General features: G+C 61.8%; 23 protein-coding genes. 5 read left to right on the plus strand and 18 right to left on the minus strand.

The window, feature by feature from the left end; genetic code table 11:
* Positions 1–80: 80 nt before the first annotated feature.
* From J3D46_RS20370 to J3D46_RS20390, 5 genes are all read right to left on the minus strand, one after another.
* The gene (locus tag J3D46_RS20370) at positions 81–1790 is read right to left on the minus strand and encodes an ABC transporter ATP-binding protein (protein ID WP_231341902.1); all 1710 of its coding nucleotides are present in this window, start codon (positions 1788–1790) and stop codon (positions 81–83) included.
* Between the two features lie 10 nt (positions 1791–1800).
* On the minus strand, positions 1801–2745 hold the full coding sequence (locus J3D46_RS20375; protein ID WP_090818045.1) for an ABC transporter permease: 945 nt from the start codon (positions 2743–2745) through the stop codon (positions 1801–1803).
* Positions 2735–3664, minus strand: coding sequence for an ABC transporter permease (locus tag J3D46_RS20380; protein WP_026539948.1), 930 nt, complete (start codon positions 3662–3664; stop codon positions 2735–2737). The genes J3D46_RS20375 and J3D46_RS20380 overlap by 11 nt, the downstream gene beginning before the upstream one ends.
* A gap of 124 nt (positions 3665–3788) precedes the next feature.
* Complete coding sequence (locus J3D46_RS20385) at positions 3789–5471, minus strand: ABC transporter substrate-binding protein (protein ID WP_253468641.1); 1683 nt, start codon at positions 5469–5471, stop codon at positions 3789–3791.
* A 322-nt stretch (positions 5472–5793) separates the two neighbouring features.
* The gene (locus tag J3D46_RS20390) at positions 5794–6261 is read right to left on the minus strand and encodes an SRPBCC domain-containing protein (protein WP_231341900.1); all 468 of its coding nucleotides are present in this window, start codon (positions 6259–6261) and stop codon (positions 5794–5796) included.
* A 61-nt stretch (positions 6262–6322) separates the two neighbouring features.
* Here J3D46_RS20390 and J3D46_RS24990 point away from each other — a divergent pair, with 61 nt between their 5' ends.
* Positions 6323–6448: a hypothetical protein gene (locus J3D46_RS24990; protein WP_256491650.1), complete on the plus strand. Its 126-nt coding sequence runs from the start codon at positions 6323–6325 to the stop codon at positions 6446–6448.
* 120 nt (positions 6449–6568) lie between these two features.
* Here J3D46_RS24990 and ychF read toward each other — a convergent pair whose 3' ends face one another.
* Positions 6569–7654: a redox-regulated ATPase YchF gene (gene ychF, locus J3D46_RS20395; protein WP_231341898.1), complete on the minus strand. Its 1086-nt coding sequence runs from the start codon at positions 7652–7654 to the stop codon at positions 6569–6571.
* A 111-nt stretch (positions 7655–7765) separates the two neighbouring features.
* Here ychF and J3D46_RS20400 point away from each other — a divergent pair, with 111 nt between their 5' ends.
* The gene (locus tag J3D46_RS20400) at positions 7766–8995 is read left to right on the plus strand and encodes a DNA recombination protein RmuC (protein ID WP_231341897.1); all 1230 of its coding nucleotides are present in this window, start codon (positions 7766–7768) and stop codon (positions 8993–8995) included.
* 85 nt (positions 8996–9080) lie between these two features.
* On the opposite strand, the gene J3D46_RS20405 is transcribed toward J3D46_RS20400, so the two are convergent.
* Both J3D46_RS20405 and J3D46_RS20410 read right to left on the minus strand, forming a co-directional pair.
* Positions 9081–10166: a 4-hydroxy-3-methylbut-2-enyl diphosphate reductase gene (locus J3D46_RS20405; protein ID WP_231341896.1), complete on the minus strand. Its 1086-nt coding sequence runs from the start codon at positions 10164–10166 to the stop codon at positions 9081–9083.
* Between the two features lie 24 nt (positions 10167–10190).
* A complete protein-coding gene (locus tag J3D46_RS20410) occupies positions 10191–11054 on the minus strand; it encodes a hypothetical protein (protein ID WP_231341895.1) in 864 nt (287 codons plus the stop codon).
* Between the two features lie 182 nt (positions 11055–11236).
* On the opposite strand from J3D46_RS20410, the gene xseA reads away from it, so the two are divergent.
* The gene (xseA, locus tag J3D46_RS20415) at positions 11237–12514 is read left to right on the plus strand and encodes an exodeoxyribonuclease VII large subunit (protein ID WP_231341894.1); all 1278 of its coding nucleotides are present in this window, start codon (positions 11237–11239) and stop codon (positions 12512–12514) included.
* Between the two features lie 41 nt (positions 12515–12555).
* Complete coding sequence (locus J3D46_RS20420) at positions 12556–12813, plus strand: exodeoxyribonuclease VII small subunit (RefSeq protein ID WP_231341893.1); 258 nt, start codon at positions 12556–12558, stop codon at positions 12811–12813.
* A gap of 37 nt (positions 12814–12850) precedes the next feature.
* Here the strand turns inward: J3D46_RS20420 and J3D46_RS20425 are convergent, their stop codons facing one another.
* The 9 genes from J3D46_RS20425 to J3D46_RS20465 form a co-directional block, all read right to left on the minus strand.
* Complete coding sequence (locus tag J3D46_RS20425; protein WP_231341892.1) at positions 12851–13705, minus strand: polyphosphate kinase 2 family protein; 855 nt, start codon at positions 13703–13705, stop codon at positions 12851–12853.
* A gap of 54 nt (positions 13706–13759) precedes the next feature.
* Entirely contained in the window at positions 13760–14980 is a 1221-nt protein-coding gene (locus tag J3D46_RS20430) for a pyridoxal phosphate-dependent aminotransferase (RefSeq protein WP_026546228.1), read from the minus strand.
* A gap of 120 nt (positions 14981–15100) precedes the next feature.
* Positions 15101–16057 (minus strand): ABC transporter substrate-binding protein, encoded by a 957-nt coding sequence (locus tag J3D46_RS20435; RefSeq protein WP_231342639.1) that lies wholly within the window; start codon positions 16055–16057, stop codon positions 15101–15103.
* Complete coding sequence (locus J3D46_RS20440) at positions 16054–16797, minus strand: ABC transporter permease (RefSeq protein ID WP_253468643.1); 744 nt, start codon at positions 16795–16797, stop codon at positions 16054–16056. Before J3D46_RS20440 ends, J3D46_RS20435 begins: the two co-directional genes overlap by 4 nt.
* The gene (locus J3D46_RS20445) at positions 16794–17534 is read right to left on the minus strand and encodes an ABC transporter permease (RefSeq protein ID WP_231342637.1); all 741 of its coding nucleotides are present in this window, start codon (positions 17532–17534) and stop codon (positions 16794–16796) included. The genes J3D46_RS20440 and J3D46_RS20445 overlap by 4 nt, the downstream gene beginning before the upstream one ends.
* The gene (locus J3D46_RS20450) at positions 17534–18628 is read right to left on the minus strand and encodes an ABC transporter ATP-binding protein (RefSeq protein ID WP_269215863.1); all 1095 of its coding nucleotides are present in this window, start codon (positions 18626–18628) and stop codon (positions 17534–17536) included. The genes J3D46_RS20445 and J3D46_RS20450 overlap by 1 nt, the downstream gene beginning before the upstream one ends.
* 170 nt (positions 18629–18798) lie before the next feature.
* The gene (rsgA, locus tag J3D46_RS20455; protein ID WP_231342634.1) at positions 18799–19983 is read right to left on the minus strand and encodes a ribosome small subunit-dependent GTPase A; all 1185 of its coding nucleotides are present in this window, start codon (positions 19981–19983) and stop codon (positions 18799–18801) included.
* A gap of 222 nt (positions 19984–20205) precedes the next feature.
* A complete protein-coding gene (locus tag J3D46_RS20460) occupies positions 20206–20658 on the minus strand; it encodes an NUDIX hydrolase (protein ID WP_231342629.1) in 453 nt (150 codons plus the stop codon).
* A 30-nt stretch (positions 20659–20688) separates the two neighbouring features.
* Positions 20689–22485, minus strand: coding sequence for a beta-galactosidase family protein (locus J3D46_RS20465; RefSeq protein WP_231342626.1), 1797 nt, complete (start codon positions 22483–22485; stop codon positions 20689–20691).
* 50 nt (positions 22486–22535) lie between these two features.
* Between J3D46_RS20465 and J3D46_RS20470 the strand changes: the two genes are divergently transcribed.
* A complete protein-coding gene (locus J3D46_RS20470) occupies positions 22536–23567 on the plus strand; it encodes a pirin family protein (RefSeq protein ID WP_253468645.1) in 1032 nt (343 codons plus the stop codon).
* Between the two features lie 7 nt (positions 23568–23574).
* Here the strand turns inward: J3D46_RS20470 and J3D46_RS20475 are convergent, their stop codons facing one another.
* On the minus strand, positions 23575–24510 hold the full coding sequence (locus J3D46_RS20475; RefSeq protein ID WP_231342623.1) for a BadF/BadG/BcrA/BcrD ATPase family protein: 936 nt from the start codon (positions 24508–24510) through the stop codon (positions 23575–23577).
* Between the last annotated feature and the right edge of the window lie 27 nt (positions 24511–24537).

The raw sequence follows: 24537 nt of genomic DNA on the forward strand, positions 1-24537 counted from the left end.
ATAAGACAGCAAGAGCCGGTGGTTTCCTTTCGGGAACCACCGGCTCTTCTGCTATCCAGCGATCAAACGTTCGACGCCGGTCAGGCCACTGCGGGCGGCAGCAGAAGTGAACCACCAGGAATAGCGTCCAGGAGAGCCTGGGTGTAAGCCTCACGTGGGTTGTCGAAGACATCGTCCGTGCTGCCCGTCTCCACCAGCTTGCCTTTTTCCATGACGCAAACGTGGTCCGCGATCTGGCGGACCACCGCGAGGTCGTGCGTAATGAACAAGTACGTCAAGCCCAGGTTGTCCTGGAGGTCAGCCAGCAGGTTCAGCACCTGCGCCTGCACCAGGACGTCCAGCGCCGAGACGGCCTCATCGCAAATGATGACTTCGGGGTCCAGAGCCAGAGCGCGCGCAATGGCAATACGCTGACGTTGGCCACCCGAGAGTTCGTTGGGGTAACGCTGCATCATGGACTGGGGCAAAGCCACCTGGTCCAACAACTCACGGACCTTCTTCTCGCGGCTGGCCGCATTCCCGATCTTGTGCACACGCAGCGGCTCTTCGATGGTCCTGAAGATGTTGTACATCGGGTCCAAGGAACCGTACGGATCCTGGAAGATGGGCTGCACGCGGCGACGGAACTTGAACAGCTCCTTGCCCTTCAACCCCGCGGTATCCACGCCGTCGAAGACGATCTGGCCCTCAGTGGGCTTCTCAAGCTGGAGAACCATCTTGGCAACAGTGGATTTGCCCGAGCCGGACTCGCCCACGATCGCCGTCGTGGTCCCGCGCTTGACGCTGAAGCTGACATCGTCAACAGCAGCGAAATCGGACGTCTGCCCCAGTCCCTGGCGCAGTTTGTAGATCTTGCGCAGGTTCTTGATCTGGAGGACCTCGTCCTGGGCACGGTCCTTCGCAGCCGCCACAGGTGCCAGGAGATCTTCTGCTTCGACACCCTGCTCCTTGGCCACCTGGATACGGCGCGAAGCCAAGGAAGGTGCCGACTCAACCAGGCGACGGGTGTACGGGTGCTGGGGGTTGCGCAGCAGATCCAAGGAAGGACCTGCCTCAACAACATTGCCCTGGTACATGACGATGACTTTGTCGGCCCTCTCGGCAGCCAGGCCGAGGTCGTGGGTAATGAGCAGCACGGACGTACCGAGCTCAGTGGTCATCTTGTCCAAGTGGTCCAGGATCCTGCGCTGCACCGTGACATCCAGTGCCGACGTCGGCTCATCCGCAATCAGGAGCTTGGGCTGGCAACTCAGGCCGATGGCGATGAGTGCACGCTGGCGCATACCACCGGAGAACTCATGCGGATACTGCTTTGCGCGCCGTGCAGCATCGGGAAGGCCGGCTTCAGCGAGGACACGGGCAACGTCCTCCGGGCCGTCAGGTCGACCGTTCGCCTTCAGGGTTTCCCGAACCTGGTAGCCGATCTTCCATACCGGGTTCAGGTTGGACATCGGATCCTGGGGAACCATGCCAATGTGGCTGCCACGCAGCTCGATCATGCGCTTTTCCGACGCATGGGCAATGTCTTCGCCGTCGAGCAGGATCTGTCCGCCCGAGACGCGACCGTTGTTGGGCAAAAGGCCGATGGCGGCCAGCGCCGTCGTCGACTTTCCTGAACCCGACTCCCCCACAATGGCGACCGTTTCGCCCGGCATGATGGACAAGTGCGCGTTCTTGACCGCTTTGACCTCACCGGATCCGGTCTTGAAGGTAATGGCCAGGTCCTTGATCTCCAGGATGGGCCGTACGGGTGCAGTGGCTTCATCAATTCTGATGTTGGCAGAAGTCATGGTCGCCTCCTTAGCGCTGACGGCTCTTGGGATCAAGAGCATCGCGGACGGCGTCGCCAAGCATGATGAAGCTCAGGACGGTGATGGACAGGGCGGCTGCCGGATAGAGCAGGATTCCGGGGTTGGTGCGGATGGACGCGTTCGCCGCGGAAATGTCGTTACCCCACGACATCACGCTGCCAGGCAGCCCGACACCGAGGAAGGACAACGTGGCCTCCAGGACGATGAAAACGCCCAATTCCAACGTGGCAAGCACAATCACGGGCGCCAGGGCGTTCGGCAAAGCGTGCTTCACCAGTGCGCCAAACTTGGAAACACCCAAGGACCGGGCCGCGGTGACGAAATCCGCGTTGCGCACCTCGATGACGGCACCTCTGGTGATACGCGCCATTTGCGGCCAGGCGAGCAAGGATATGGTCAGGACCACGGTCCAAACGCTCCTGTTCTCCCGGAACAACGGCAACTGGGTGATAACAAGGGCGCCGAGGATGATCGGCAGCGCGAAGAAAATGTCGCCGAGACGTGCAAGGACAGAGTCCAGCCAGCCACCGTAGTAACCAGCCAACGCACCCAGGGTGACACCAATCAGTACGACGGCCAGCACGGACAGGACTCCGACAGACAAGGAAGCCTGCGTACCGTGGATCACGCGGGAATAGACGTCGCAACCCTGGAGGGTGAAGCCCAGAGGGTGGCCGGCAGTGGGCGCACCTTCGGAGTTGGCCAGCTGGCAGTCGTTATTGGGTTCCACGCTGGTGAAGAGTCCCGGGAAGACTGCAACGATCACCAGGAGCAGGATCAACAGCGAGGAGACGATGAACATGGGACGGCGGCGAAGCTTCCGCCAAGCATCGGCCCAAAGGCTCAGAGGCGCCTGATCTGTCTTGACAGCGTCAGTGGCCAGAAGCGGCGTTTCCTCGACGGGGGCCACAAAGTGTTCAGTATTACTGGTCATAGCGGATCCTCGGGTCAAGCCAGGCGTACAGGAGGTCAACCAAGAGGTTGGTGATGACGAAAACAAGGACCAGGACGCTCACGATCGCAACGATGGTGGGGCCCTCGCTTCGCTGGATGGCCTGGAAGAGTTTGTTACCGACACCGGGCACGTTGAAGATGCCCTCGGTGACAATGGCGCCGCCCATGAGCCCGCCGAGGTTGGCACCCAGATAAGTCACCACGGGGATCAACGAGTTCCTGAGAATGTGGGCCATCACGACGCGGGGCCGGGAGAGACCCTTCGCGGTTGCCGTACGAACGTAGTCCGCGTTCATGTTCTCGCTGACGGAGGCGCGTGTCAGTCGGAGGACGTAGGCAAACGACACCAGCCCCAGCACGACCGCCGGGAGGATCAGGTTGCCCCAGTCGGCATTGGCACCCACCGTAGGTTTGGCCCAACCTAGTTGGACGCCGAACACGAGCTGGAAGACGAAGCCCAACACGAAGGTCGGGACGGCGATCACCAGGAGCGACACGACGAGGACGGTGGAGTCGAAGAGCTTGCCCTTCTTGAGGCCAGCGAAGACACCGAAGGCGATACCGAACACGGCCTGGATAATGAGCGCTTCGATGGCGAGCATTGCCGTGACGGGGAAGGCCCTGGCCAGGGAATCGGCGATGGGCTGCTGGGTAAAGTCAACACCAAGGTTGAAGGTAAACAAGTTCTTGATGAAGAGGCCATATTGAACCCAGAATGGCTGGTCCAGGTTGTACTGGGCCCGGAGGGCGTCGATGACGCTCTGCGGTGGCTGGCGATCCCCGAAGAGGGCAGCAATCGGGTCGCCGGGTAGTGCGAAGACCATGTAGTAGACGAGGAGCGTGGTCCCCAGGAATACCGGGATGACCTGGAGGAGCCTACGGAAAATGAAGCGAACCACGGGTCACCCCTCTCCGGTGGTGGGGCATTGGTGTGTCATGTGTGCCTTCCTGCCAAGCAAGCAAGGGGGGCCCGGCGCTTTGGCCGGACCCCCTTTGCCCTAAGGCAAGTTCAGATCCTGGAGACTACTTGGCCTCGATGTCGAAGTAGCGGACGCCGCCGTTCCAGCCGGTTTCAGCTGAGACAACGTTGTTGCTCCACACGATCGGGGTTGCCCGGTACCACAACGGCAGGCCGGGGAGGTCCTTGAACAGGATCTCCTGTGCCTCGTTGAACTTCTTGTTGGCGTCTTCCGGAGTCTTGGCTGCAAGGCCTTCCTTGAGGAGCTTGTCGAACTCGGGGTTCGAGTACTTCTCGTAGTTGGACGATGCGTTGGTTTGCCACACAGGTCCGAGGAAGTTGTAGAGCGACGGGTAGTCACCCTGCCAGCCGGCGCGGGTCAGGCCTGGGAGGGACTGCGACTTGCGGAGGTCCAGAACTTCAGCGAACTTTGCGAACGGCTGGATTTCAGCCTCGATGCCGAGGTTGTTCTTGAAAGCGTTGGCTACGGCGTCGATCCATTCCTTGTTGCCACCGTCAGTGTTGGAGGCGATCAGGAGCGGCTTGGAACCGTCGTACGGCTTGATCTTCTCGGCTTCGGCCCAGAGATCCTTTGCCTTCTGGGCGTCGAACTTCAGCACGTCGCTGCCGGGGATGGCGTCGTTGTAGCCGTCGAGCACGGGAGCTGTGAACTCGGTGGCCGGGGTACGCGTGCCGTTGAAGATGACCTTGGTGATCTCTTCGCGGTTGATGGCGTGAGACAGTGCCTGGCGACGCAGGAGGCCGGCTTCACCCTGGAAGTTCGGGTTGTAGCCCGGGATGTTCAGGGTGGCGTTGTTGGCGTTCGGGCGCGTGGAGTTACGGTCAGGGAAGTCCGTGGTGTAGGTCTTCAACGCGTTCGACGGAACAACGTCCGTGATGTCGAGGTTGTCGGCCTGGAGATCCGTGTACGCGGGGCCCGGATCCGTGTAGAACTTGAAGGTCACGCCACCGTTCTTGGCAGCACGCGGGCCGGTGTAGTCGGCGTTCTTGACCAGGGAGATGGACTGGTCGTGGACCCAGGCACCTTCCTTCTCGAACTTGTAGGGGCCGTTGCCGATCGGGTTCTCGCCGAACTTCTTGGAATCCTTCAGGGCCTCTGACGGAAGCGGGTAGAAGGCGGAGTATCCAAGTCGCAAGGACCAGTCAGCTTCAGGCTGGGTCAGCTTGACCGTAATGGTCTGGTCGTCCGTGGCAGCCAGGCCGGACATGGTCTGTGCCGTGGGGGCCGGCGTCGAGGTCTTCTTGCCGTCGGCGGAGGTGGTCTCGGTGACTGCGCTGACATCGGCGTAGCCTTCGATGGACTCGAAGAAGAAGCCGTTGTTCTGGAGGTTGGTGCTCAGTGCGGCAAAGTTCCAGGAGTCAACGAACGTCTTTGCCGTGACGGGCTCGCCGTTGGTGAACTTGGATCCGGATTTGACCTTGATGGTCCAGTTCTGCGAGTCCGTGGTTTCAATCGACTCCGCAAGTGCGTTAACGGGCTTGCCGTCCGAGTCGTAGGCGCGAAGGCCCTCGAACAGCAGCTCGACGACGCGGCCACCGTACACCTCGTTGGTGTTGGCCGGAAGCAGCGGGTTCTGCGGTTCGTTGCTGTATGCGGAAATGACCTTGTTCGGGTCAGCTGCGGCAGAGCTGTTTGTGCTGGTGCCGCCACCGCCGCCGCAACCGGTCACTGCGAGGGCGATGATCGCCGCTACGCCTAGAGCTTTGGAAGTGCGCGAGAAACGCATTCCGCCTCCTATGAGTCGTGGAGTTGAGCAGGGGAAATTCGTGATTTCCCCCAGGCACAGGCACAGTTTCCTACTGTGACGTTGCCTACATGTGAGTGTAAGCCTACCCACATTGTGTCCGGATGATGGGACATGCTGGCCAAACTGTAACCGTTCCGCAACCTACACATGCCTAAATTGACGCGGATTTCAAGTCAAACGCTACTCGGTGGTAATATTCGCTGTCTGACAGCAGGACAGGACGATTTCTAGACAAAGAAGGGCCCCGATTCCATGGAACCAGGGCCCTGTCCCACACCTGGGAAAGTCTTTGCCGTAGCGGCTACTGCCGCTCGGCCAAAGTTGCCAATTGTCCTGTCACCAAGCTCCAGCCCTCCTGCAAGCCAAGCTGCTCATGCTGTGCGCGCGACTCCGGATCCCCGTGACGCGCCACGATCCGGTACAAGGTTCCCTCTGTGTGGTCTGTGAAGGTGACCTCTCCCGTGACCGCGACGGGCATGGGTCGGACGGGCCTAAGGCTGCTGTCTACGGCATTGGTAAACACCAGTCGCTCCCCCTGATCAACAACGAGGAAAGCTGCGTCCATGTGTGGAACGAACGCAGAACCGTCCTCGCTCATGGAAGTTACGAAGCCCCCGCCAGCATGCGGTGCGAACGACTCCAACCTGCACGTGTAAGGCTCGGGAATCCACCACTGCTCGAAAAGTTCAGGCGTTGTCCAAGCGCTCCAAACGGTGGCCCGCGACGCACGAATGACCCTCTCGATAACGAGGTCAAGATCACGATTCATGGTTCTCCTTGAAGTTGCTGGTACTGGAGGCCGCTACGTCCTGACCTATTATGCTGGGCGGATGTCTACTGATGAAGAAAAGGATCCGCCCATCCCGGCTGATGTTGAGGGCAAGATCCCCAAAAAGACGCACGACAATCCAGACACCGAACAAGAAAAAGACGGCATCGAACCCGCCGACTCCTAACGGACTCCACGCGGGGCACAGCTGTAGGCCCTCAAACAGCGAAGGCCGCAGGCAATGAAGTCTTGAACTTCATCGCCTGCGGCCTACTGCGCTACAGGTCTCTTTACTCGCTGAACCAGGTCACACGTTGAAGCGGAACTCCACCACATCGCCGTCGGCCATCACGTACTCTTTGCCTTCGATGCGGACCTTGCCGCGGGACTTGGCCTCAGCCATGGAACCGGCGTCAATGAGGTCTTCGAAGGAGACAACCTCAGCCTTGATGAAGCCGCGCTGGAAGTCGGAGTGGATCACGCCGGCGGCCTGCGGTGCGGTGTCACCCTGGCGGATGGTCCACGCACGCGTTTCCTTGGGACCGGCCGTGAGGTAGGTCTGCAGGCCAAGGGTGTGGAAACCAACGCGGGCCAACTGGTCCAGGCCGGATTCGCTCTGGCCGTTCATTTCCAGCATCTCGCGGGCTTCTTCCTCGTCCAGTTCAACGAGGTCTGATTCCAGCTTTGCGTCAAGGAAAATGGCGTCAGCAGGGGCAACCAGAGCCCGCAGTTCGTCCTGCTTCGCCGGGTCTCCAAGAATGCCCTCGTCCGCATTGAAGACGTAGATGAAGGGTTTGGCGGTCAGGAGTCCGAGTTCCTTGAGGTGTCCCATCTCCAGCTTGTCGCTCTTGATCGACGAGAAGATCGTGTCACCGCGTTCCAGGACCGCTTGGGCGGCCTTGATGGCTGCAAGCTCGGCAGCTTCGCGCTTCTTGATCTTGACTTCTTTTTCGATACGCGGGATGGCGTTTTCGATGGTCTGAAGATCGGCCAGGATCAGTTCGGTGTTGATGGTCTCCATGTCGGAGCCCGGGTCAACCTTGCCATCCACATGGATCACATCGGGGTCATCGAACACGCGGACGACCTGTGCGATGGCCTCTGCTTCGCGGATGTTGGCGAGGAACTTATTGCCGAGCCCTTCGCCCTCCGAGGCGCCCTTCACGATCCCGGCGATGTCCACAAAGGACACCGGAGCCGGCAGCAACTTCTGCGAACCGAAGATTTCGGCCAGCTTCGCCAGACGCGGATCCGGCAGGTTGACCACACCGACGTTCGGCTCGATCGTCGCGAACGGATAGTTCGCGGCGAGCACCTGATTACGGGTCAGTGCGTTGAAAAGAGTTGATTTGCCGACGTTGGGCAGTCCGACGATGCCAATAGTAAGAGCCACGAGCATTGATTCTACCCGGTGTGACCACGTCCAGGGTTGTCACCACCCGCAAACGGCGCCCACGCGTGCAGCCTTGCTAAAACTGTCGTACCCCTGTGACAGGGTTGCCTCATGGATGGATTTGGATTGGTTTTGGCCCTGCTCATGCTCCTGATCGGCGCCGCCGTGGGTCTGGGGGCTGGCTATGTCGTCTTTCGGCGCCGGGGTGCTGGCCTGGAGGAAGATTTCGACGCCGTTTCGTCGCGCCTCTCGGAGGTGACCGCGCAGCTGGCAGCGGCCGACGCCGAACGCCGGCTTTTGTTCACCCAGAACCGGGAGTTGACTGCTTCGAGGAACGGGGATGGCAGCGTCCTGCGTGCGCTCGCTCCTGTGGCTGAGAAATTGACGGCAGTCCAGCAGCAGGTTTCCCTTCTGGAACGCGATCGGGTGGAACAGTACGGACAGCTTGCGCAGCAACTGCAGGACGCCCGTCTGTCAGATGAACAACTCCTGCGGTCGACGCACGCCCTGGCATCCGCCCTTCGCTCCAACAGCGCTCGTGGGCAGTGGGGCGAAGTTCAGCTCCGCCGGGTAGTGGAAGCCTCGGGAATGCTGCGGCACGTGGACTTCCATGAGCAGGTTCATTCCGGCCGAACCGAGAACACGCTGCGCCCTGACCTTGTGGTCCAGCTGCCCGGCGGCAAACAACTGGTAGTGGACGCCAAGGTACCACTGGGATCCTACCTCGCAGCCCAGGAACAGCTGCACGGCGACGGGTCCTTTGGTGAATCCGTAGCACCCGCCAGCAACCATGACTCAAAGACGTTGCTGGCGCACCACGCCAAAGCCCTGAAAGCCCATATCGATGCTTTGGCGGGCAAAAAGTACTGGGACATCCCGGGGAACTCACCCGAATTGGTGATCTGCTTCCTTCCGGCAGAATCCATCCTGGCGTCAGCCCTCGAGGCAGACCCGGCCCTGCTGGAATATGCCCTCTCCCGGAATGTCGTATTGGCGTCGCCTGGAACCTTGTTGGCCGTCCTCAAGTCGGTGGCGTTCACCTGGCGCCAGGATGTGCTCACGGACAGCGCCCACGAGCTGTTCGAGCTCGCCAAGCAGCTCTACGAGCGCATGGGGACACTGGGTGAAAATGTCGGCAAGCTGGGTAGCTCGCTGAAGACGTCCGTAGATCGTTACAACGCGATGGTAGGAACCCTTGAAGCCCGTGTCCTCCCGACGGCACGAAAGCTCAACACCATGGACGATGCCGGCCTTGCCGCGCCCATGTCAGTAGAGGCAGTCCCACGGGCCTTGGCAGCCCCTGAACTGCTGGCCGAGGACGCCGAAGAGTCTGCGGCTTAACGCACTGGCCCGCAGTGGGCCGCTTCCCCGGAGGGCAGCGACCACTGCGGGCCAGATTCTTTTTGTCTGTTGTGTGGCGAAGACGTTATGACGTCGAGCGGTTTCCCCGGCCGCCGAGCGCGCGTGTCACGTCGCCGGCTTTCTTCAGGGTGGCCCGCAGCTCCTTGGGAAGGGAGAACAGGAGGTCTTCTTCGGCAGTCACCACTTCCTGCACGTCGCCGTAGCCGTAGTCGGCCAACAGGCGCAGCACATCTTTGACGAGCACTTCCGGAACAGAGGCCCCGGACGTCACACCAACGGTGGCCACTCCTTCGAACCATGCTTCGTCCACTTCATTGGCAAAGTCGACTCGATATGAGCTCTTGGCGCCATATTCGAGGGCAACTTCAACCAGTCGGACCGAGTTGGAAGAGTTGGCTGAACCCACAACGATGACAAGGTCAGCTTGGGGGGCAATCTTTTTGATGGCCACCTGCCGATTGGTGGTGGCGTAGCAAATGTCGTCGCTGGGCGGATCCTGCAGGGTCGGGAACCGATCCTTCAGGAGGCGGACAGTCTCCATTGTTTCGTCCACACTCAGCGTCGTCTGTGACAGCCAGATGGTCTTCTCGGGATCCCGGACCGTGACCTTGTCTACCTCGTGCGGACCGTTGATGATCTGGATGTGCTCCGGGGCCTCACCGGCTGTTCCTTCGACTTCCTCATGACCCTCGTGGCCGATGAGCAGGATGTCGTAGTCTTCCTTGGCGAAGCGGACAGCTTCTTTGTGGACTTTCGTCACCAAAGGGCAAGTGGCGTCGATGGTGCGGAGACCTCGGTCCTCTGCGGACTGGACCACGGCAGGGGAAACTCCGTGCGCAGAGAAGATGACAAGAGCGCCCTCGGGGACCTCGTCTGTTTCCTCGACGAAGATGGCTCCTTGTTCTTCCAGGGAGCTGACCACATGGACGTTGTGGACGATCTGTTTGCGGACGTAAACCGGGGGCCCATAGTGCTCAAGGGCTTTTTCGACGGCGATGACGGCCCTGTCCACTCCAGCGCAGTACCCGCGCGGGGCGGCCAGCAGAACCTTCTTGGGACCCGTGACGGGGGCCGCTGCCTGTACCTCTTCGGGAGAACGCCGTCTGCGCGGCACCGTGGGCATAGGAATGGAAACTGCTGTGCTGGTCATCCCTCCATGCTACCGGCCCGGTCTTTAGCTCCGGGCCGAACGTGACCCTCGTCGCCCTGACACCGCGGAAGCTATGACGCCAACCACCAAGACAGCCCCGGATGTGACTGCTGCGATCAGGACCCACTGGCCAAAACCTGTCCGCGCCGCAGTGAGGAACTCCTGCTTGAACAGTTCTGCCACACCATTGGCGCTGGCAAGGTTTCCGATCATCCCGCCAGCCAGATCCGCCCCTGCCGTCCATAGTGCCGCAAGTGCGAGTCCGCCGAGCCCCAGGAACACCAGGACCAGCGAGCGTCGGCGGGCGGCGACGAAGGCCAGGAGTGCCGCCACTAAGGCGCCGGCAGCGGCTACCCACCACAGGGGTGCGAAGGCAGAAACGCGCTCAACGAGTTGCCGGTGCGAAGGCTCCCCCAAAGAGACAAGGCTCTCAGCGGGAACATCAAGCCTGATCCGCGTAGCCTCGGCAAAATGATCGCGAATCAGCCTCACCAGTGGCCCTATATCCAGGACCAGGGCCGTGGAAGAAGCCGATTCCTCCGCTTGCGTGGCTGCTCCGAAGTTCAGCCTGTGGCTGTTCCGAACCGTTTCCTCCCAGGCTTGGGGGTAGTCGCTCCACGATTGCATGCCCGTGGCCGCATTCCGGAGCGCATCGGCCGCCAGGGACTGGATCGGCCCGGGAAGGTCCACCGAGGATTCGAAGGTGCCTACGGCGGCGGTTGCAAGGCGGCTCTGGAAGTCGGGATCGTTGCCCAACGCTCCCGCGATGCGAACGAAGCCCTCTTCCTTGACGATGTTCTGGTCTACCCACGCTGCTGGCACGGCGACGGCCGTCAGCAGAACGGCGAGGACCACTCCCAATGCTGAAACAAAAGTACGCAAGGTCATCCTCGGGGCTCGGGGGCTGTGCCACCATCCTAGGTCTGTCCACATGATAGGAAAAATGTCGGGGCCCGGCACTAAAGCTATGGATAGAGTTGGAAAGCGGCCGGCACCCAAGGCCGCATCCCTGAGCGAGGACAAAACCATGCTGCAACAATCACGGACACCGGAACAGGCACGGACCGCCAATGTCCGCTGAAGCGACGCCCGAATCCACCTTGCCGGGGACAGCTGCCGAAACCAGCCCTGATAATCCCTGGCCGCTGCAACTCCTGTCCAGGAAGCTCAAGGCGCACATCGAACGGGCGCCTGCGGCATGGATCGAGGGACAGGTCATTGAGCTGAACCGTCGGGGTGGAAACGCATTCCTGACGCTGCGTGACGTTGACGCCGAGATTTCCCTGCCGGCATCCGTGTGGTCCACGGTGCTGGACCGCCAAAAGGTTCCCTTGGAACGCGGGTCCCGCGTGGTCGCCTTGGTCAAGGCGGACTTCTGGGTCAAAACAGGTCGGCTGAACATGTCAGTGAAGGACATCCGTCCAGTTGGCCTGGGTGACCTGCTGGCGCGGATCGAACGGCTGAGGCAGGCGTTGGCTGCCGAGGGACTCTTCGCTGATTCCCGGAAACGCAAGTTGCCTCTCCTCCCCCACCGCATCGGACTCATCACCGGCCGGGACTCGGACGCCAAGAAGGATGTCCTGCGCAATGCAGCCTTGCGTTGGCCGGCAGTTGAGTTCGACGTCCGCGAAGTTGCCGTCCAAGGCAACACCGCTGTTTCCCAGATCATCGCAGCGCTGAAGAAGCTGGATGCGGATCCCCATGTGGATGTCATTGTCATCGCCCGAGGTGGCGGGGCGCTGGAAGATCTCCTCCCCTTCAGCAACGAGGACCTCATCCGCGCTGTTTCAGCGGCAACAACGCCAATTGTCAGCGCTATCGGCCATGAGGCTGACCGTCCCATCCTGGACGACGTCGCGGACCTCCGCGCTTCCACCCCCACCGATGCCGCCAAACGGATCGTTCCTGATGTCGCAGAAGAATTGGCCATGGTGCGCCAGGCCCGCGATCACCTCCGCCGCAGCGTTGGCCGGATGGTGGACAGGGAGACAGACCGGCTCCATGCCTTAAGGTCCCGACCGGTTTTGGCTACCCCGGCTTCGATGGTCGACGCCCGCGCAGACGACATCCACCGGCTGCAACGGCGTTCCCATTCAGCTGTGAGCACTGCGGTCGTCCGCGCCCTGGATCAGGTGCAACACCTGAGGGCACAAGTGCGGGCATTGTCTCCGCAGAAAACACTGGACCGCGGTTATGCCGTGGTCCAAATCGTCGGCGAGGACCAAGCAGGGCACACGGTGGTCAGCAGCCCTGAAGAGGCGCCAGAGGGCACCGCACTTGCCATCCGCGTAGCTGACGGTCGATTCCGCGCAGTATCCAGCGGCCAAGGACAAGTCGCCGAACGCTGACACGGCAGAACCCAACGTCACTCCCAACCACAAAGGACATCATGACTGAAAACACTCCAGCGGACCCTTCACCGGAGTCCCTCGACTCTCTGAGTTACGAAGAAGCCCGTGAGCAACTTGTCAGCGTAGTGGGCCGCTTGGAAGCGGGCGGTGCCACCTTGGAAGAGTCCTTGGCGCTCTGGGAACGGGGCGAAGCCTTGGCCAAGCGGTGTGAGGACTGGCTTGAGGGCGCACGCAAGCGCCTGGCGACCGCAAGAGATGCTGGCAACGACGCCGGGGCTGCCGCCAGCTCCGGCTAACAGCTGCGGGACGCTACCAGTCGCGGGAGCGAATGGCTTAGGACTCCATGACGAGGGCGCGCTCCTCGGCGACGTCGAAATTTGCCTTGGGCCAGTCCAGCTGCAGCCCCCCGAGGGCATCCAACAGCAGTTGCTGCACTGCGATGCGCGCGTACCACTTCTTGTTGGCAGGTACCACGTGCCACGGAGCAGTTTCCGTTGAGGTCTTCTCGAAGGCCACGCTATAGGCGTCCATATAGTCATCCCAGAAGGCCCGCTCGGCGAGGTCCGTCCGACTGTATTTCCAGTGCTTGGTGGGATCGTCAAGCCTGGCAATGAGTCGCCTCTTTTGCTCGTCCTTGCTGATATTGAGCATGACTTTGACCACGGTGGTTCCCTGCTCGGCAAGACGGGCTTCGAAGTCATTAATCGCGGCATACCGGCGCTCCAGCTCGGAAGCGTCGGCCCATTCGTGGACGCGATGAATCAGGACGTCCTCGTACTGTGAACGGTCAAAGACTCCCACCATTCCAGCAGCAGGGACTTGCTTCTCGATCCTCCACAGGAAGTCGTGCGACTTTTCCTCGTCAGTTGGGGCCTTGAACGCGGATACTTGAACGCCTTGCACATCCATGGCGCCCACTACGTGGCTGACAATGCCACCTTTCCCGGCGGTGTCCATGGCTTGGAGTATCAACAGGAGCCGTTTCCCGCTGCCCGCCCTGCCCTCGGCAAAGAGCTTTTCCTGCAGCTCCGCCAGCCGCGCATCCTGTGCCTCCAGCAGCGCTTTGCCATCCGTTTTCCCACCGGTGTAGCCGGGGGTGGATTCAGGATCAACGCCTGCCAGCGAAAACCCAGGCCCCACTCTCAGTACCTCGGCCGGACTTTTGGCGAACTCAACTGCTGCAGCCATTGACGTGCCCTTTCTGCCAGGCCGCGCCCCCGTGGCGCGGCCATGGACCTCAGGCTAATTGCCCGGGTACCTCGACAGGAAGTCCGCCATGCGGCCAATTGCCTCTTCGATGTCCTTCACGTTGGGCAATGTCACCATTCGGAAGTGGTCCGGGCGCACCCAGTTGAACGCCCTCCCGTGTGACACCAGGATTTTCTGTTCCTTCAACAGGTCAAGGACAAACTTCTCGTCGTCGCGGATGTGATAGACCTCGGGGTCCAGTTTGGGGAACAGGTACAGTGCTCCCCTGGCCTGCTGGGTGCTGACTCCGGGGATGGCATTCAACAGATCGTAGGCCTTGTTGCGTTGTTCAAGGAGCCTGCCGCCGGGCAGGATGAGGTCGTTGATGCTCTGGTAGCCACCAAGCGCCGTTTGGATGGCGTGCTGGGCAGGAACATTGGCACACAAACGCATGTTGGCCAGCAGGTTGATGCCTTCAAGGTAATCGGCGGCATCCTTCTTGGGCCCCGAGATGGCCATCCAGCCAGCGCGGTAGCCACAGACCCGGTAGGCCTTGGACAGGCCACTGAACGTCAGGCACAGGACATCGTCACCGGTGAGCCCGGCGAGGTTGATGTGAACAGCGTCCTCGTACAGGATTTTCTCGTAGATTTCATCGGCGAAAAGCACCAGGCCGTGTTTTTCGGCGAGGGCGACAATCTTCTTGAGCGTCTCTTCCGGGTACACCGCGCCCGTGGGATTGTTGGGGTTGATCACCACAATTCCCTTGGTCCGGGGCGTGATCTTGGCTTCCATGTCCTCAAGGTCAGGCTGCCAGCCGGAGTCTTCATCACAGAGGTAGTGCACTGGGCGCCCGCCGGCCAAGGCGACCGAAGCCGTCCACAGCGGATAGTCCGGTGTGGGAATCAGGACCTCGTCGCCATCTTCAAGGAGGGCCATGAGGGACATGGTGATGAGCTCGCTGACACCATTGCCAAGGTAAATGTCATCAACGTGGATGTTCTGGATGCCGCGGGTCTGGTAGTACTGCGACACGGCCGTCCGGGCAGAGAAAATACCGCGGGAATCGCTGTAACCCTGGGCATTTGGCAGGTGGCGGATCATGTCCACCAAGATGGCGTCAGGCGCTTCAAAACCAAAAGGGGCCGGGTTTCCGATGTTCAGTTTGAGGATCCGGTGACCCTCCGCCTCCATCTGCTGGGCGGCCTGAAGAATCGGTCCACGGATGTCGTAAAGGACATTATGAAGCTTGGTGGACTGCTTGAATTTCGCCATCCCTCAAATATGCCACACGGGTGATGGACTTTAGCTGAGACTTAACTCACATATACGACGACGGCGGTGACGGTCCCACGCGGGTCCGTCACCGCCGTCGTACGCGGTTTTAGTCAGGCGTTACTTGACGATGCCCTTGTCCTTCAGCCATGCGGCTGCTGCATCCTTGGGTGCCTGCTTCTGGTCGCCGCTGACCGCACGGTTCAGGTTGATCAGGTCATCGGTGGTCAGGATCTTGGAGACGTTGTTGAGCGCTTCCTTGGCCTTGTCCGTCATCTTGGCCTCCTTGACCAGCGGCAGGACCTGCTGGGCCTTGAAGTTGTTCTTCGGGTCTTCAAGGACCACGAGGTCGTTATCTGCGATGGAAGGCGTGGTGGTGTAGATGTCGGCCACCTGGACCTTGTCCTCCAGAAGGGCTTGGAGGGTCAGGTTGCCGCCGCCGTCGCTGAAGGGCTGGAGGCCCTTGAGCTCGCAACCATAGTTGGCCTTCAGCCCCGGGAAGCCGTAGGCACGCGTTTCAAACGTTGCCGGAGCCGCCATGGTGAAGTCCTTGCAGACCTTGGCCAAGTCCTCGATGGACTTGAGCTGGTACTTCTCAGCCGTGGCCTTGGTAACCACCATGGCGTCCTTGGACTCGGCCTTCGCCGGCTCCAGGACGGCGAGTCCCTCCGGAAGCTTGCCTGGGAGGGCCTTATAAACATCCTCCGCGGAAACTTCCTTTGCTTCGGTGTCCACAAAGGAGAGCAGGTTGCCGGAGTAGTCCGGGACGAGGTCGACGGAGCCATCCTGGACGGCCTTGAAGTAGATTTCGCGCGAACCGATATTCGGCTTGGACGTGGCCGTCAGACCTGCGGCGTTGAGAGCGCCGACGTAGATCTCGGCGATGACCTGGCTCTCCGGGAAGTCGGCCGAACCGACAACCAGGGAGCCGCCGGCAGCGGAGCCGCTCGGCGCAGAGGTGGAGGGCGTGGCCAACGGGCTGCCGCCACACGCGCTCAATGCGAGGGCTACACCCAGTCCAGCTGCGAGGCCGCCGAGACCACGGCGCGTAAGGGTCATGGGAACGGGATTTTTCATGGTGTACCTCCTTGAACGGCAGCCCCTGCGGGAGCTGTGGCTGTGAGATCATCGGCCGCCTTCTGGCGGCCGCTTGAGTCGAGGGTCAGGCCGGGCGAGAGGATAAGCCTCTGCACGCCGGCAAGGATAAGGTCCACGGCGATGGCCAGCCCTGCAATGAGCAACGAACCGCCGAGCATTCGGGGGAAATCCTGCAGGACAAGTCCGTCAAACAGGTAACGCCCCAGCCCACCCAGCGGCAGGTAAGCCACCACTGAAACAGTCGCGATGACCTGCAGAACCGCCGTGCGGATGCCGCCGAACATCACCTGGAGGCCATTGGGTAATTCCACCCGGAACAGGATCTGGAGTTCGGTCATGCCCATGGCCCGGGCGGCGTCCACCACGGTGGCATCGACGCTGGAGATGCCGGCGTACGTGCCTGCCAGCAGCGGCGGAACCGTAAGAATGACAAGGGCCCACACAGGCGGCATCAAGCCGGTGCCGGCGAGCAAGGCGAAAAGGACCAGCAAACCCAGTGTTGGGAGGGCGCGAAGTGCCCCGGCAACTGCAACAGCGACTACCCGGCCGCGGCCCGTGTGCCCGATGTAGAGACCGATAGGCATTGCGATGGCGGCTGCGATGAGGAGCACCAGCGCGCTGTACTGGAGGTGTTCCAGTATCCGGGTGGGAATTCCGCCGCTCCCTGTCCAGTGGGAGGGATCGGTCAGCCAGGCAATGGTCTCGGCGAAGATGTTCATGCGGATGCCCCCGGATCGGGGCGAAGGGCTGCGTGCTGGGTGGCAGGTCCTGCTTTGGGCTCGGTAACGAGGGTATTGGCATCCGGCCGGTTCGGCTTACCGCCGGCCGCCCGCGTCCAAGGAGTCAGAAGGCGCTCCAGAACCACCAGGACAGCATCCATCAGCAGTGCAAGCACCAGAATCGCGATAATACCCACCACCACTTCGGTGATAAACGTGCGCTGGAGCCCGTCGGTGAACAGGAACCCGAGATTGCCCACCCCGAGCAGCGCAGCGACGCTGACCAGAGAGATGTTGCTGACAGAGACGACCCGCAGGCCTGCAAACATCACGGGCAGCGACAACGGGAGATCCACTTGGAAGAAGCGGGCCAGGGGTTTGAAGCCCATGGCGACGGCAGCGTTGCGGAGATCGTCGTCCACGGAGTCGAAGGCGTCCATGGCCGCACGGACCAGCAAGGCGACAGCATAGATGGTCAACGCCACCACAACGTTCAGCGGATCCAGGATCCGGGTGCCCAGGACGGTGGGGAGAATGATGAACAGTGCCAGGGAGGGAATGGTGTAGAGCAACGACGTGGCCGTGGCCACGACGGACCTGAGCGTGCTGTTGCGCCTGGCCAGCTGGGCCAACGGGATGGAAATCAACAAGCCAAGGATCATGGGAATGAGGGCAAGCACCATGTGCTGGCCCGCCAGGCCCAGGACCATGCCACTGTTATTGAGGAACCACTCCATCAGGTGGCGTCCTCCCTTTGGTGGCGGACTTCTTCAATGAGCGACAGGACTTCCGGCGCCTTCAAGACCCCGGCCACCCGGCCGTCGTCGTCCACTGCAACGCCCAGCCCCGACGGCGACGACAACGCGGCATCCAAAGCACGCCTCAGGGTGTCGCCCTTGCGGAAGAGCGATCCGCCAGGGATCAACCCGGCACCATCACGGGGCGAGGACCACCCGAGCGGACGCGAATCCTCATCCACGACCAAGGCCCACTCGCCCGTTTCCCGGCCCGCGTGACGGCCATCGGAAGGACCGACCATGGTCACCGGGTGCAACGTCACAGCGTCCGCGGGGTTGAAGGCAAGGTGCCTGAAGCCGCGGTCGCGCCCCACGAAAGAGGCAACAAAGTCGTTCGCCGGTGCCCGCAGGATCTCCTCCGGCGCCGCATATTGCGCCAGCTTTCCGCCAACGGCAAAGACGGCAACTTTGTCGCCAAGAACCGTAGCTTCATCGATGTCGTGCGTGACGAAAACGATGGTCTTGGCCAGTTCCCTCTGCAGGCGCAGGAGTTCCTGCTGCAGTTCGTCCCGGACCACGGGATCCACAGCACTGAAGGGTTCGTCCATGAGCAGGACAGGCGGATCAGCAGCGAGCGCCCGGGCAACCCCGACGCGCTGCTGCTGACCACCCGAGAGTTGGGACGGGTACCGCTTGCCAAGAACGGAAGCCAGTCCGACGACGTCGAGCAGTTCCGCGGCACGTTTCCGCGCCGCTGCCTTGGGAACGCCGTTAAGCCGCGGGACGGTGGCGATGTTATCCAGCACCGAACGATGCGGCAGCAGGCCCGATGACTGCATGACGTAGCCCATTGAACGGCGGAGCTGCGCTGCAGGCACGTGCGAGACGTCCTCGCCTGCCACTGTGATGGTTCCGCTGGAGGGCTCCACCATCCGGTTGATCATGCGCAGGGATGTGGTCTTGCCACAGCCTGAAGGCCCAACGAACACCGTGATCGAGCCTTTGTCGATGGACATGCTCAGGGCGTCCACCGCCGGCTGCCCGCCCTGGTATTGCTTGGTTACGCTCTGGAACTCAATCATGGCTTCGGCCATACCCGGGCTTACCTATCTGTGGTCGAAAACATCGGTGGTCGAGAACATCGGTAGAGCCACACGATCATATGCACTCTTATTACTTGGCTGCAAAGCAATCTTCACCCAGCGTAGCCAGCCCCACCGGCGATGTCAGCGCCGCCACGTTTTCCGTAATGAATCGGCAATGTTCAGCGTTTCCTTCGTTTGCCGCCTTTCCCGGCCCGTTCCTCAGCTTGATCGTGCCTGTATCGTTCCGCCGCGCGCTGGCCCCTGCTCGCTGAGACGACCTTCTGGTGCCATTCGCGCTGGTAGGCCCGCCGCGCCGCTGCGTCATGTTTCCTGGCAAGGGCTGCCAACTCACGTTGCAATTTCTGGTAGCTTGCCCAGCGCCGGGGATCGAGGGCTTCTTCAGCCAGTGCTTCCTGAACTGCGCACCCGGGTTCGGCTTGGTGGACGCAATCCGCGAAGCGGCAACGGGTGAAGAGTTCCTCCAGGTCGCCGAACATCTCCTCCATGCCATCGTCTGCATCAAAGAGTCCAAATCCGCGGACGCCTGGGGTGTCCATCAGGACCGCGCCGCCGGACAGGGGCACCAACTCGCGTGATGTTGTGGTGTGCTTGCCTTTGCCGTCGCCAGCGCGGACCGCGCCGGTTTGTTGGACGTCCCGGCCCGCGAGGGCATTGATGAGCGTTGATTTCCCTGCGCCGGAAGGGCCAAGCAGGACCAAAGTAGCGCCAGCGGGAATGTGCTGCATCAATTCGTCGAGCCCGTCGCCCTGCTCCGCCGACGTGGTGACGACATCCACGCCGGCAGCTTGCAGGATGACTTCACCCACGACATCGTCTGCCAAGTCGGCAAGGTCCGCTTTGGTAATGACGACAAGAGGCGTGGCACCGGAATCCCATGCCGCCACGAGCGTCCGCTCAAGGCGGTTATGGGTGAGGGGACGGTCCACTGGGACGACCACCGCGACGATATCGATGTTGCTGCCCAGGATTTGTTCCTCCGAGGAAGCTTCGAAGGCGCGTTTGCGGCTGAGTGCGGAATGCCGCGGCAGGACCTCGACGACGGCAGGCTCACCTGCGTTGTTGTGGCCGAGCCATACCCAGTCTCCGGTGGCTGGCACAAGCCCGTGCAGTGGATAGGGCAGGTGCAGGAGACCCTCTGCGGATGCTACGAGCACCCGATTCCGGTCCAGGCGCACTACGCGGCCCGGGCTGGAAGTTTCCTGGGCCGCCGGCGCCGGGTGGGCAGCGAAAAGTCCCACGGTCTTGTCCGTGAAGCCGTACTCCACCGGTCCGTGAAACAGATTTTTGGGAAGTTGCTTGGTGGAACTGAAGGAAGGGTCGCTTGAAGAAGCGTAAGTATTCAATGAAATGCCTCTGGTGAGGCCCGGCCGCCTAGATTCGGCAGGCTGATGCCGGGACAAGATTGGTGGGCTGATGACGGCACGCCGCAACTGAGTGCGGGGCGCGCAAGATCGTGGCAATCATCAAAATCCACCTCCTCGGCATCCGGCCGGCAGATGAAGTGCCGGCAACGTTGTTTAGCGTAGCCAAGCGGTGACGCTTTGGCTAGTCTTTCGCGGCGCTTTCTAGCTCAGCTTCCCGTCTGCCGGGCGCTCCCGGTGCATGCGCAGTGCCGTGTCCACCAAGGACACCCGGTTGAGTTTCCCGATGTCCAGCAACGGAATCCACGCGGCGTGGGTGGTGCTGCCATCCACCTCGTGGGTCAGTTCGCCGCCCACCACCGTGGCCTCATAGACCAGGCGGAGGGCTTGGAAGTCCTTCACGGAACCGTCAGGTCTGGCCTCGCCCGGCCAGTGGCCTACATCGATGCCCAGCATGCGTTCGATGCGCGCTTGGTAGCCGGTTTCCTCGAATACCTCGCGCCTGCACCCATCCACCGGGTGTTCGGCCAGATCAAGGCCTCCGCCCGGAAGCGTCCACCCTTCTTTGCCGTCCTGCTTCCAATAGGCCAGCAGGATCTTCTCCTCCTGGACAATCACGGCGTACGCGGCTGGGCGGGTATCGAACTGCAGGCTCATGCAGCCAGCATAAATCCTTGAATCACATCGTTAGGGAAGCTCAGCGGCGGTGATGGGACCTGCTTCTTCGGGACCAAGGTCAGGCGCCTCGCGAAGCTCGACGACGGTGCCCGGCTTACCAAGCTCCAGCACCTTAATGCTGTTGCGGCCGGATTTCAGCAACGGGGCTGGCGCATAGAGGGTGACTTGTGGGCCCTTCTCCCAATACCTGCCCAGGAGGAAACCGTTGAGCCAGATGAAGCCCTTCCCGGAATCGGGCAAGGCAATGTAGGTGTCGGCCGGCTCATCTACCTCAAAGTCGGTTCCGGCCAGGGACTCCAGGTCCTCTTGCTTCCAGTCGGCGAGCGCAACGGGAGTCTGTGTCCAATGGAAGGTGTACCGCTGGTTGATGAGGACACCGCCCAGGATGCCCTTGCCCTGGCCTGTCAGGGGTCCGTAGTTGATGCGCCCCAGGTTCTCGACCAGGATGTCCAGCTTGGCTGGAATACCTGTGCCGGTAACCGTCAGGCCTTCCGCTCCAGTGACGTCGTCCAGGACGCCGGCGAAGACGCCATCCACCCAAACATAGGCACGGTCGTTCAGGCCGGTGATCTTTAGCCGGCTCTCCGTAGGAGTATCAGCCCGTCCTGGCAGGATGGCTTCGGAGCTGTACAGCACCAGGCCGGCGTCGAGTCCCAATTCTTCGAAGCTGAGTGGCTTGACGCTGCTGACCACCCCGCCTGCGTTTCCAACGAGCTCCAACAGATCCTGCCCCTCCGTCAATGGCAAGGTCTGCGCCGGAAGCACCGGGGCCCCGGCCAGCAACTCAACAGGGAGTTCGGGCAGCTCTTCAATGCCCTGCGCGCGGAAGAACTCCCGGCGGAAGGCGTGGAACTTCGGCGTGAGTGCACCGTTCTCAGCGATGGGCGCGTCGGAGTCGTAGCTGGTGACGGTCGGCTGAAGCATGGTGCCGTCATGGTTGCTGCCGGAGCTGAGGCCAAAGTTGGTTCCGCCGTGAGCCATGTAGGCGCAGATCGAACCGCCGAGATCGAGCATTTTCCGGGCTTCGAGTGCTGCGTCATCGGCGTCGCGGCGGTGGTGCAGTTCGCCCCAGTGGTCAAACCAACCGCCCCAGAACTCAACGTTGAAGAACGGCTCACCGGGCCGTCGTCGCTGCCAGGTGGCTACGGCCTCGTCGCCGCGGCTTCCCAACGTTGCCGTCGCCCAGGTGCCTTCGATGGAACCGCCGTCGAGGAAGTAGTCGTTGCCACCGTCAGCCGTAAAGAGCATCTCCGTGATACCGCGTTCCTCAAGCACCTGCCGGTTCCAGCGGATGTAATCATGGTCGTCGCCGTAGCTGCCGTACTCATTCTCGATTTGAACCGCCACCACAGGACCACCTGCAGAGCTCTGCCGCGAGGCAATGATGGGAAGGAGGTGATCGAACCACTCCTCGATGGCTGCGGTGAACACCGGGTCCATGCAGCGCAGGCCAAGGCCCGGGATGCCTGTCAGCCAGGCGGGAAAGCCGCCGTTGTCCCATTCAGCACAGATGTACGGCCCGGGACGGACGATGACGTCCAATCCTTCACCAGCTGCGACGTCAATGAACCGTCCCAGGTCGCGCCACCCGCTGAAGTCCGGAGCCTGATCGCGCTTAGGCTGGTGGAAGTTCCAGGCAACGTATGTGTCAACAGTGTTGGCGCCCATTGCCTTGAGCCGGCGCAGCCGGTCCTGCCACAGGTCCGGATGCACGCGGAAGTAGTGGATGGCTCCGGCGAGGATGCGATACGGTTCACCCGAACGGTAAAGGACGGCGTCGTGGTAGCTCAAGAGGGCGTTGTTCACACGGAACAGATTAGCTCAATTTCCAACATTTATGCACAGGTGATGAACACATGACCAATCTTGATACTTCTCCGGCACAAGAAGTGTGCCCGGCAGCTACGGAAGATCAGGGTCCGTGCGTTCAGCTGTGGCCCGAACGTGAGGTTCCCTTGGGTGGGGTTCGTGCCATGAATGTCATGAGGACGCTGCCCCAGCGCGGGCTGCCGACTGTTGGCGCATGGTGCTTCCTGGACAGCTTCGGCCCCGACAGGGTGGCCATGAGCGTCCTTCCCCATCCGCACTGTGGGCTCCAAACGGTCACCTGGCCTTTGGAAGGCGCAGTGCGGCACCGCGACAGCGTGGGCAGCGATGTCGTGGTACGGCCGGGCGAGCTGAACATCATGACAGCAGGCCATGGCATCTCACACTCGGAGTTCTCGGTCCTCCCCTCCACCACCGCGGCAGGATCAAGCCCCGAGGCGCAAGGGATTCCCGTTTCGCGTGGGCTCCAACTGTGGGTAGCCCTTCCTGAGGAGCACCGCCACCGTCCGCCGTCCTTCGAGCAGGTGAAGGACCTGCCGGTAGCAGTCGGCGAAGGCTTTACGGCCACCGTGATGGTGGGCGAATTCGCCGGCCAACGCTCCCCAGCCACCATGTTCAGCCCCATCGTTGGAGCCGATATCACGGGCTCCGGCCCACTTGAGCTGCCCGTGCGTCCGGACTTTGAACACGCAGTATTGGTGCTGGACGGCCATGTGGTCATCGACGGTCAAGACATAGAGGCCGGCCCGCTGGCCTACCTGGGGGCGGGCCGGACCAACCTTGATGTCGTAGCCGGGCCGGACACGCGGTTCATGCTCCTCGGCGGCGAACCGTTCGGCGAGGATCTGCTCATGTGGTGGAACTTCGTTGGGCGGACCCACGAGGAAGTCGAACAGGCGCGTGAGGAATGGGAAGCAGAGGGACTCCTCGACGACGACGCTGCCACCGCCTTACGCTTCGGCTTCGTCCCCGGCCATGGTCCCGATGCCGGACCGGAGGCCGGCCGCATTCCCGCTCCTCCGCTTCCCGGCGTTAGACTGCGGCCACGAACCCGCGGTTAGGCCGCTGCTAACGGCGCTGCTCGGCCACCAACCGCGGGACGCCGAACACGGGATCCTGCTGAAGTATGCGTACATCAACAATGCCGTCTTCGGCCAGCTTCGCCTTGAATGCTTCCTGCAGCCGGGGAACATTCATGCCAAGTCCGCTTCCCAGGATCACCGGCCCGTCCAGTCGCAACTGCCGAACGGCTTGCCCGGCGAGCTCGGCGAGGTCGCGGCCTGCCTGTTCCACCAAAGCCTTGCTGGTTTCGTCGCCGGTGTCGGCTGCTTCCACCACGAGGCGTGCTTGCTGCGCCCAGTACCGGCGACCCGTGTCCGGTGAGTGGAAAAGGGCGATCAGCTTACCGGGTTCGTCCACGCCGCACGAGTCCAACAACGCGCGGCTAAGCCGGTCCGGCTCCAGGCCTTGGTTCATCCGGCGCAGGCTGTGCCGGACGGCTTCCCGCCCCAGCCAGAAGCCGCTGCCTTCGTCACCCAGAAGGTATCCCCAGCCGCCTGCGCGGGCTTCCTCTCCGGCGTCGTTTTTTCCCCACGCCGCTGAGCCGGTCCCCGCAATGACCGCTACTCCCGTGCTGGCTCCGCCGGCTGCCAGCAGCAAACGTGAGTCGTGAACCACCGTGATGCGGGCGCCGGGGGCATGGGGCGCGATCAGCTCGGCGAGCGCCTGGGCGTCCTGGTCAGTATCGATCCCCCCTGCACCGGCGTACACCTCGTCAACGTGTCCGCCACCGACCTTCGCGAACAATTCAGCGAGGTTGGCCGCGGCCTGCTCCCGGCTGACATTTTGCACGTTGGAACTGCCGGCACTTTCGTCTACGACCGGCAAACCATTTTCAAAGCGCACGCCGCGTGTTTTCGTACCGCCGATGTCGAGCCCGATGACGGTTCCGGGCACGGCTTCCGTATCGGCGAGGGAATGCTGGGCAGAGTCAGGATTGTTCACCGTGACAGACTAGCTTGGAGCGTCCGG

The organism is Paenarthrobacter sp. A20 (assembly GCF_024168825.1).
GTDB lineage: Bacteria > Actinomycetota > Actinomycetes > Actinomycetales > Micrococcaceae > Arthrobacter.

Excerpts from the sequence above, each read along its gene's own strand:
- J3D46_RS20370 (WP_231341902.1), bottom strand. The coding sequence starts at position 1,790 with ATGACTTCTGCCAACATCAGAATTGATGAAGCCACTGCACCCGTACGG.
- J3D46_RS20375 (WP_090818045.1), bottom strand. The coding sequence starts at position 2,745 with ATGACCAGTAATACTGAACACTTTGTGGCCCCCGTCGAGGAAACGCCG.
- J3D46_RS20385 (WP_253468641.1), bottom strand. The coding sequence starts at position 5,471 with ATGCGTTTCTCGCGCACTTCCAAAGCTCTAGGCGTAGCGGCGATCATC.
- J3D46_RS20390 (WP_231341900.1), bottom strand. The coding sequence starts at position 6,261 with ATGAATCGTGATCTTGACCTCGTTATCGAGAGGGTCATTCGTGCGTCG.
- J3D46_RS24990 (WP_256491650.1), top strand. The coding sequence starts at position 6,323 with ATGTCTACTGATGAAGAAAAGGATCCGCCCATCCCGGCTGATGTTGAG.
- J3D46_RS20400 (WP_231341897.1), top strand. The coding sequence starts at position 7,766 with ATGGATGGATTTGGATTGGTTTTGGCCCTGCTCATGCTCCTGATCGGC.
- J3D46_RS20405 (WP_231341896.1), bottom strand. The coding sequence starts at position 10,166 with ATGACCAGCACAGCAGTTTCCATTCCTATGCCCACGGTGCCGCGCAGA.
- J3D46_RS20410 (WP_231341895.1), bottom strand. The coding sequence starts at position 11,054 with ATGACCTTGCGTACTTTTGTTTCAGCATTGGGAGTGGTCCTCGCCGTT.
- xseA (WP_231341894.1), top strand. The coding sequence starts at position 11,237 with ATGTCCGCTGAAGCGACGCCCGAATCCACCTTGCCGGGGACAGCTGCC.
- J3D46_RS20420 (WP_231341893.1), top strand. The coding sequence starts at position 12,556 with ATGACTGAAAACACTCCAGCGGACCCTTCACCGGAGTCCCTCGACTCT.
- J3D46_RS20425 (WP_231341892.1), bottom strand. The coding sequence starts at position 13,705 with ATGGCTGCAGCAGTTGAGTTCGCCAAAAGTCCGGCCGAGGTACTGAGA.
- J3D46_RS20430 (WP_026546228.1), bottom strand. The coding sequence starts at position 14,980 with ATGGCGAAATTCAAGCAGTCCACCAAGCTTCATAATGTCCTTTACGAC.
- J3D46_RS20435 (WP_231342639.1), bottom strand. The coding sequence starts at position 16,057 with ATGAAAAATCCCGTTCCCATGACCCTTACGCGCCGTGGTCTCGGCGGC.
- J3D46_RS20440 (WP_253468643.1), bottom strand. The coding sequence starts at position 16,797 with ATGAACATCTTCGCCGAGACCATTGCCTGGCTGACCGATCCCTCCCAC.
- J3D46_RS20445 (WP_231342637.1), bottom strand. The coding sequence starts at position 17,534 with ATGGAGTGGTTCCTCAATAACAGTGGCATGGTCCTGGGCCTGGCGGGC.
- J3D46_RS20450 (WP_269215863.1), bottom strand. The coding sequence starts at position 18,628 with ATGGCCGAAGCCATGATTGAGTTCCAGAGCGTAACCAAGCAATACCAG.
- J3D46_RS20460 (WP_231342629.1), bottom strand. The coding sequence starts at position 20,658 with ATGAGCCTGCAGTTCGATACCCGCCCAGCCGCGTACGCCGTGATTGTC.
- J3D46_RS20470 (WP_253468645.1), top strand. The coding sequence starts at position 22,536 with ATGACCAATCTTGATACTTCTCCGGCACAAGAAGTGTGCCCGGCAGCT.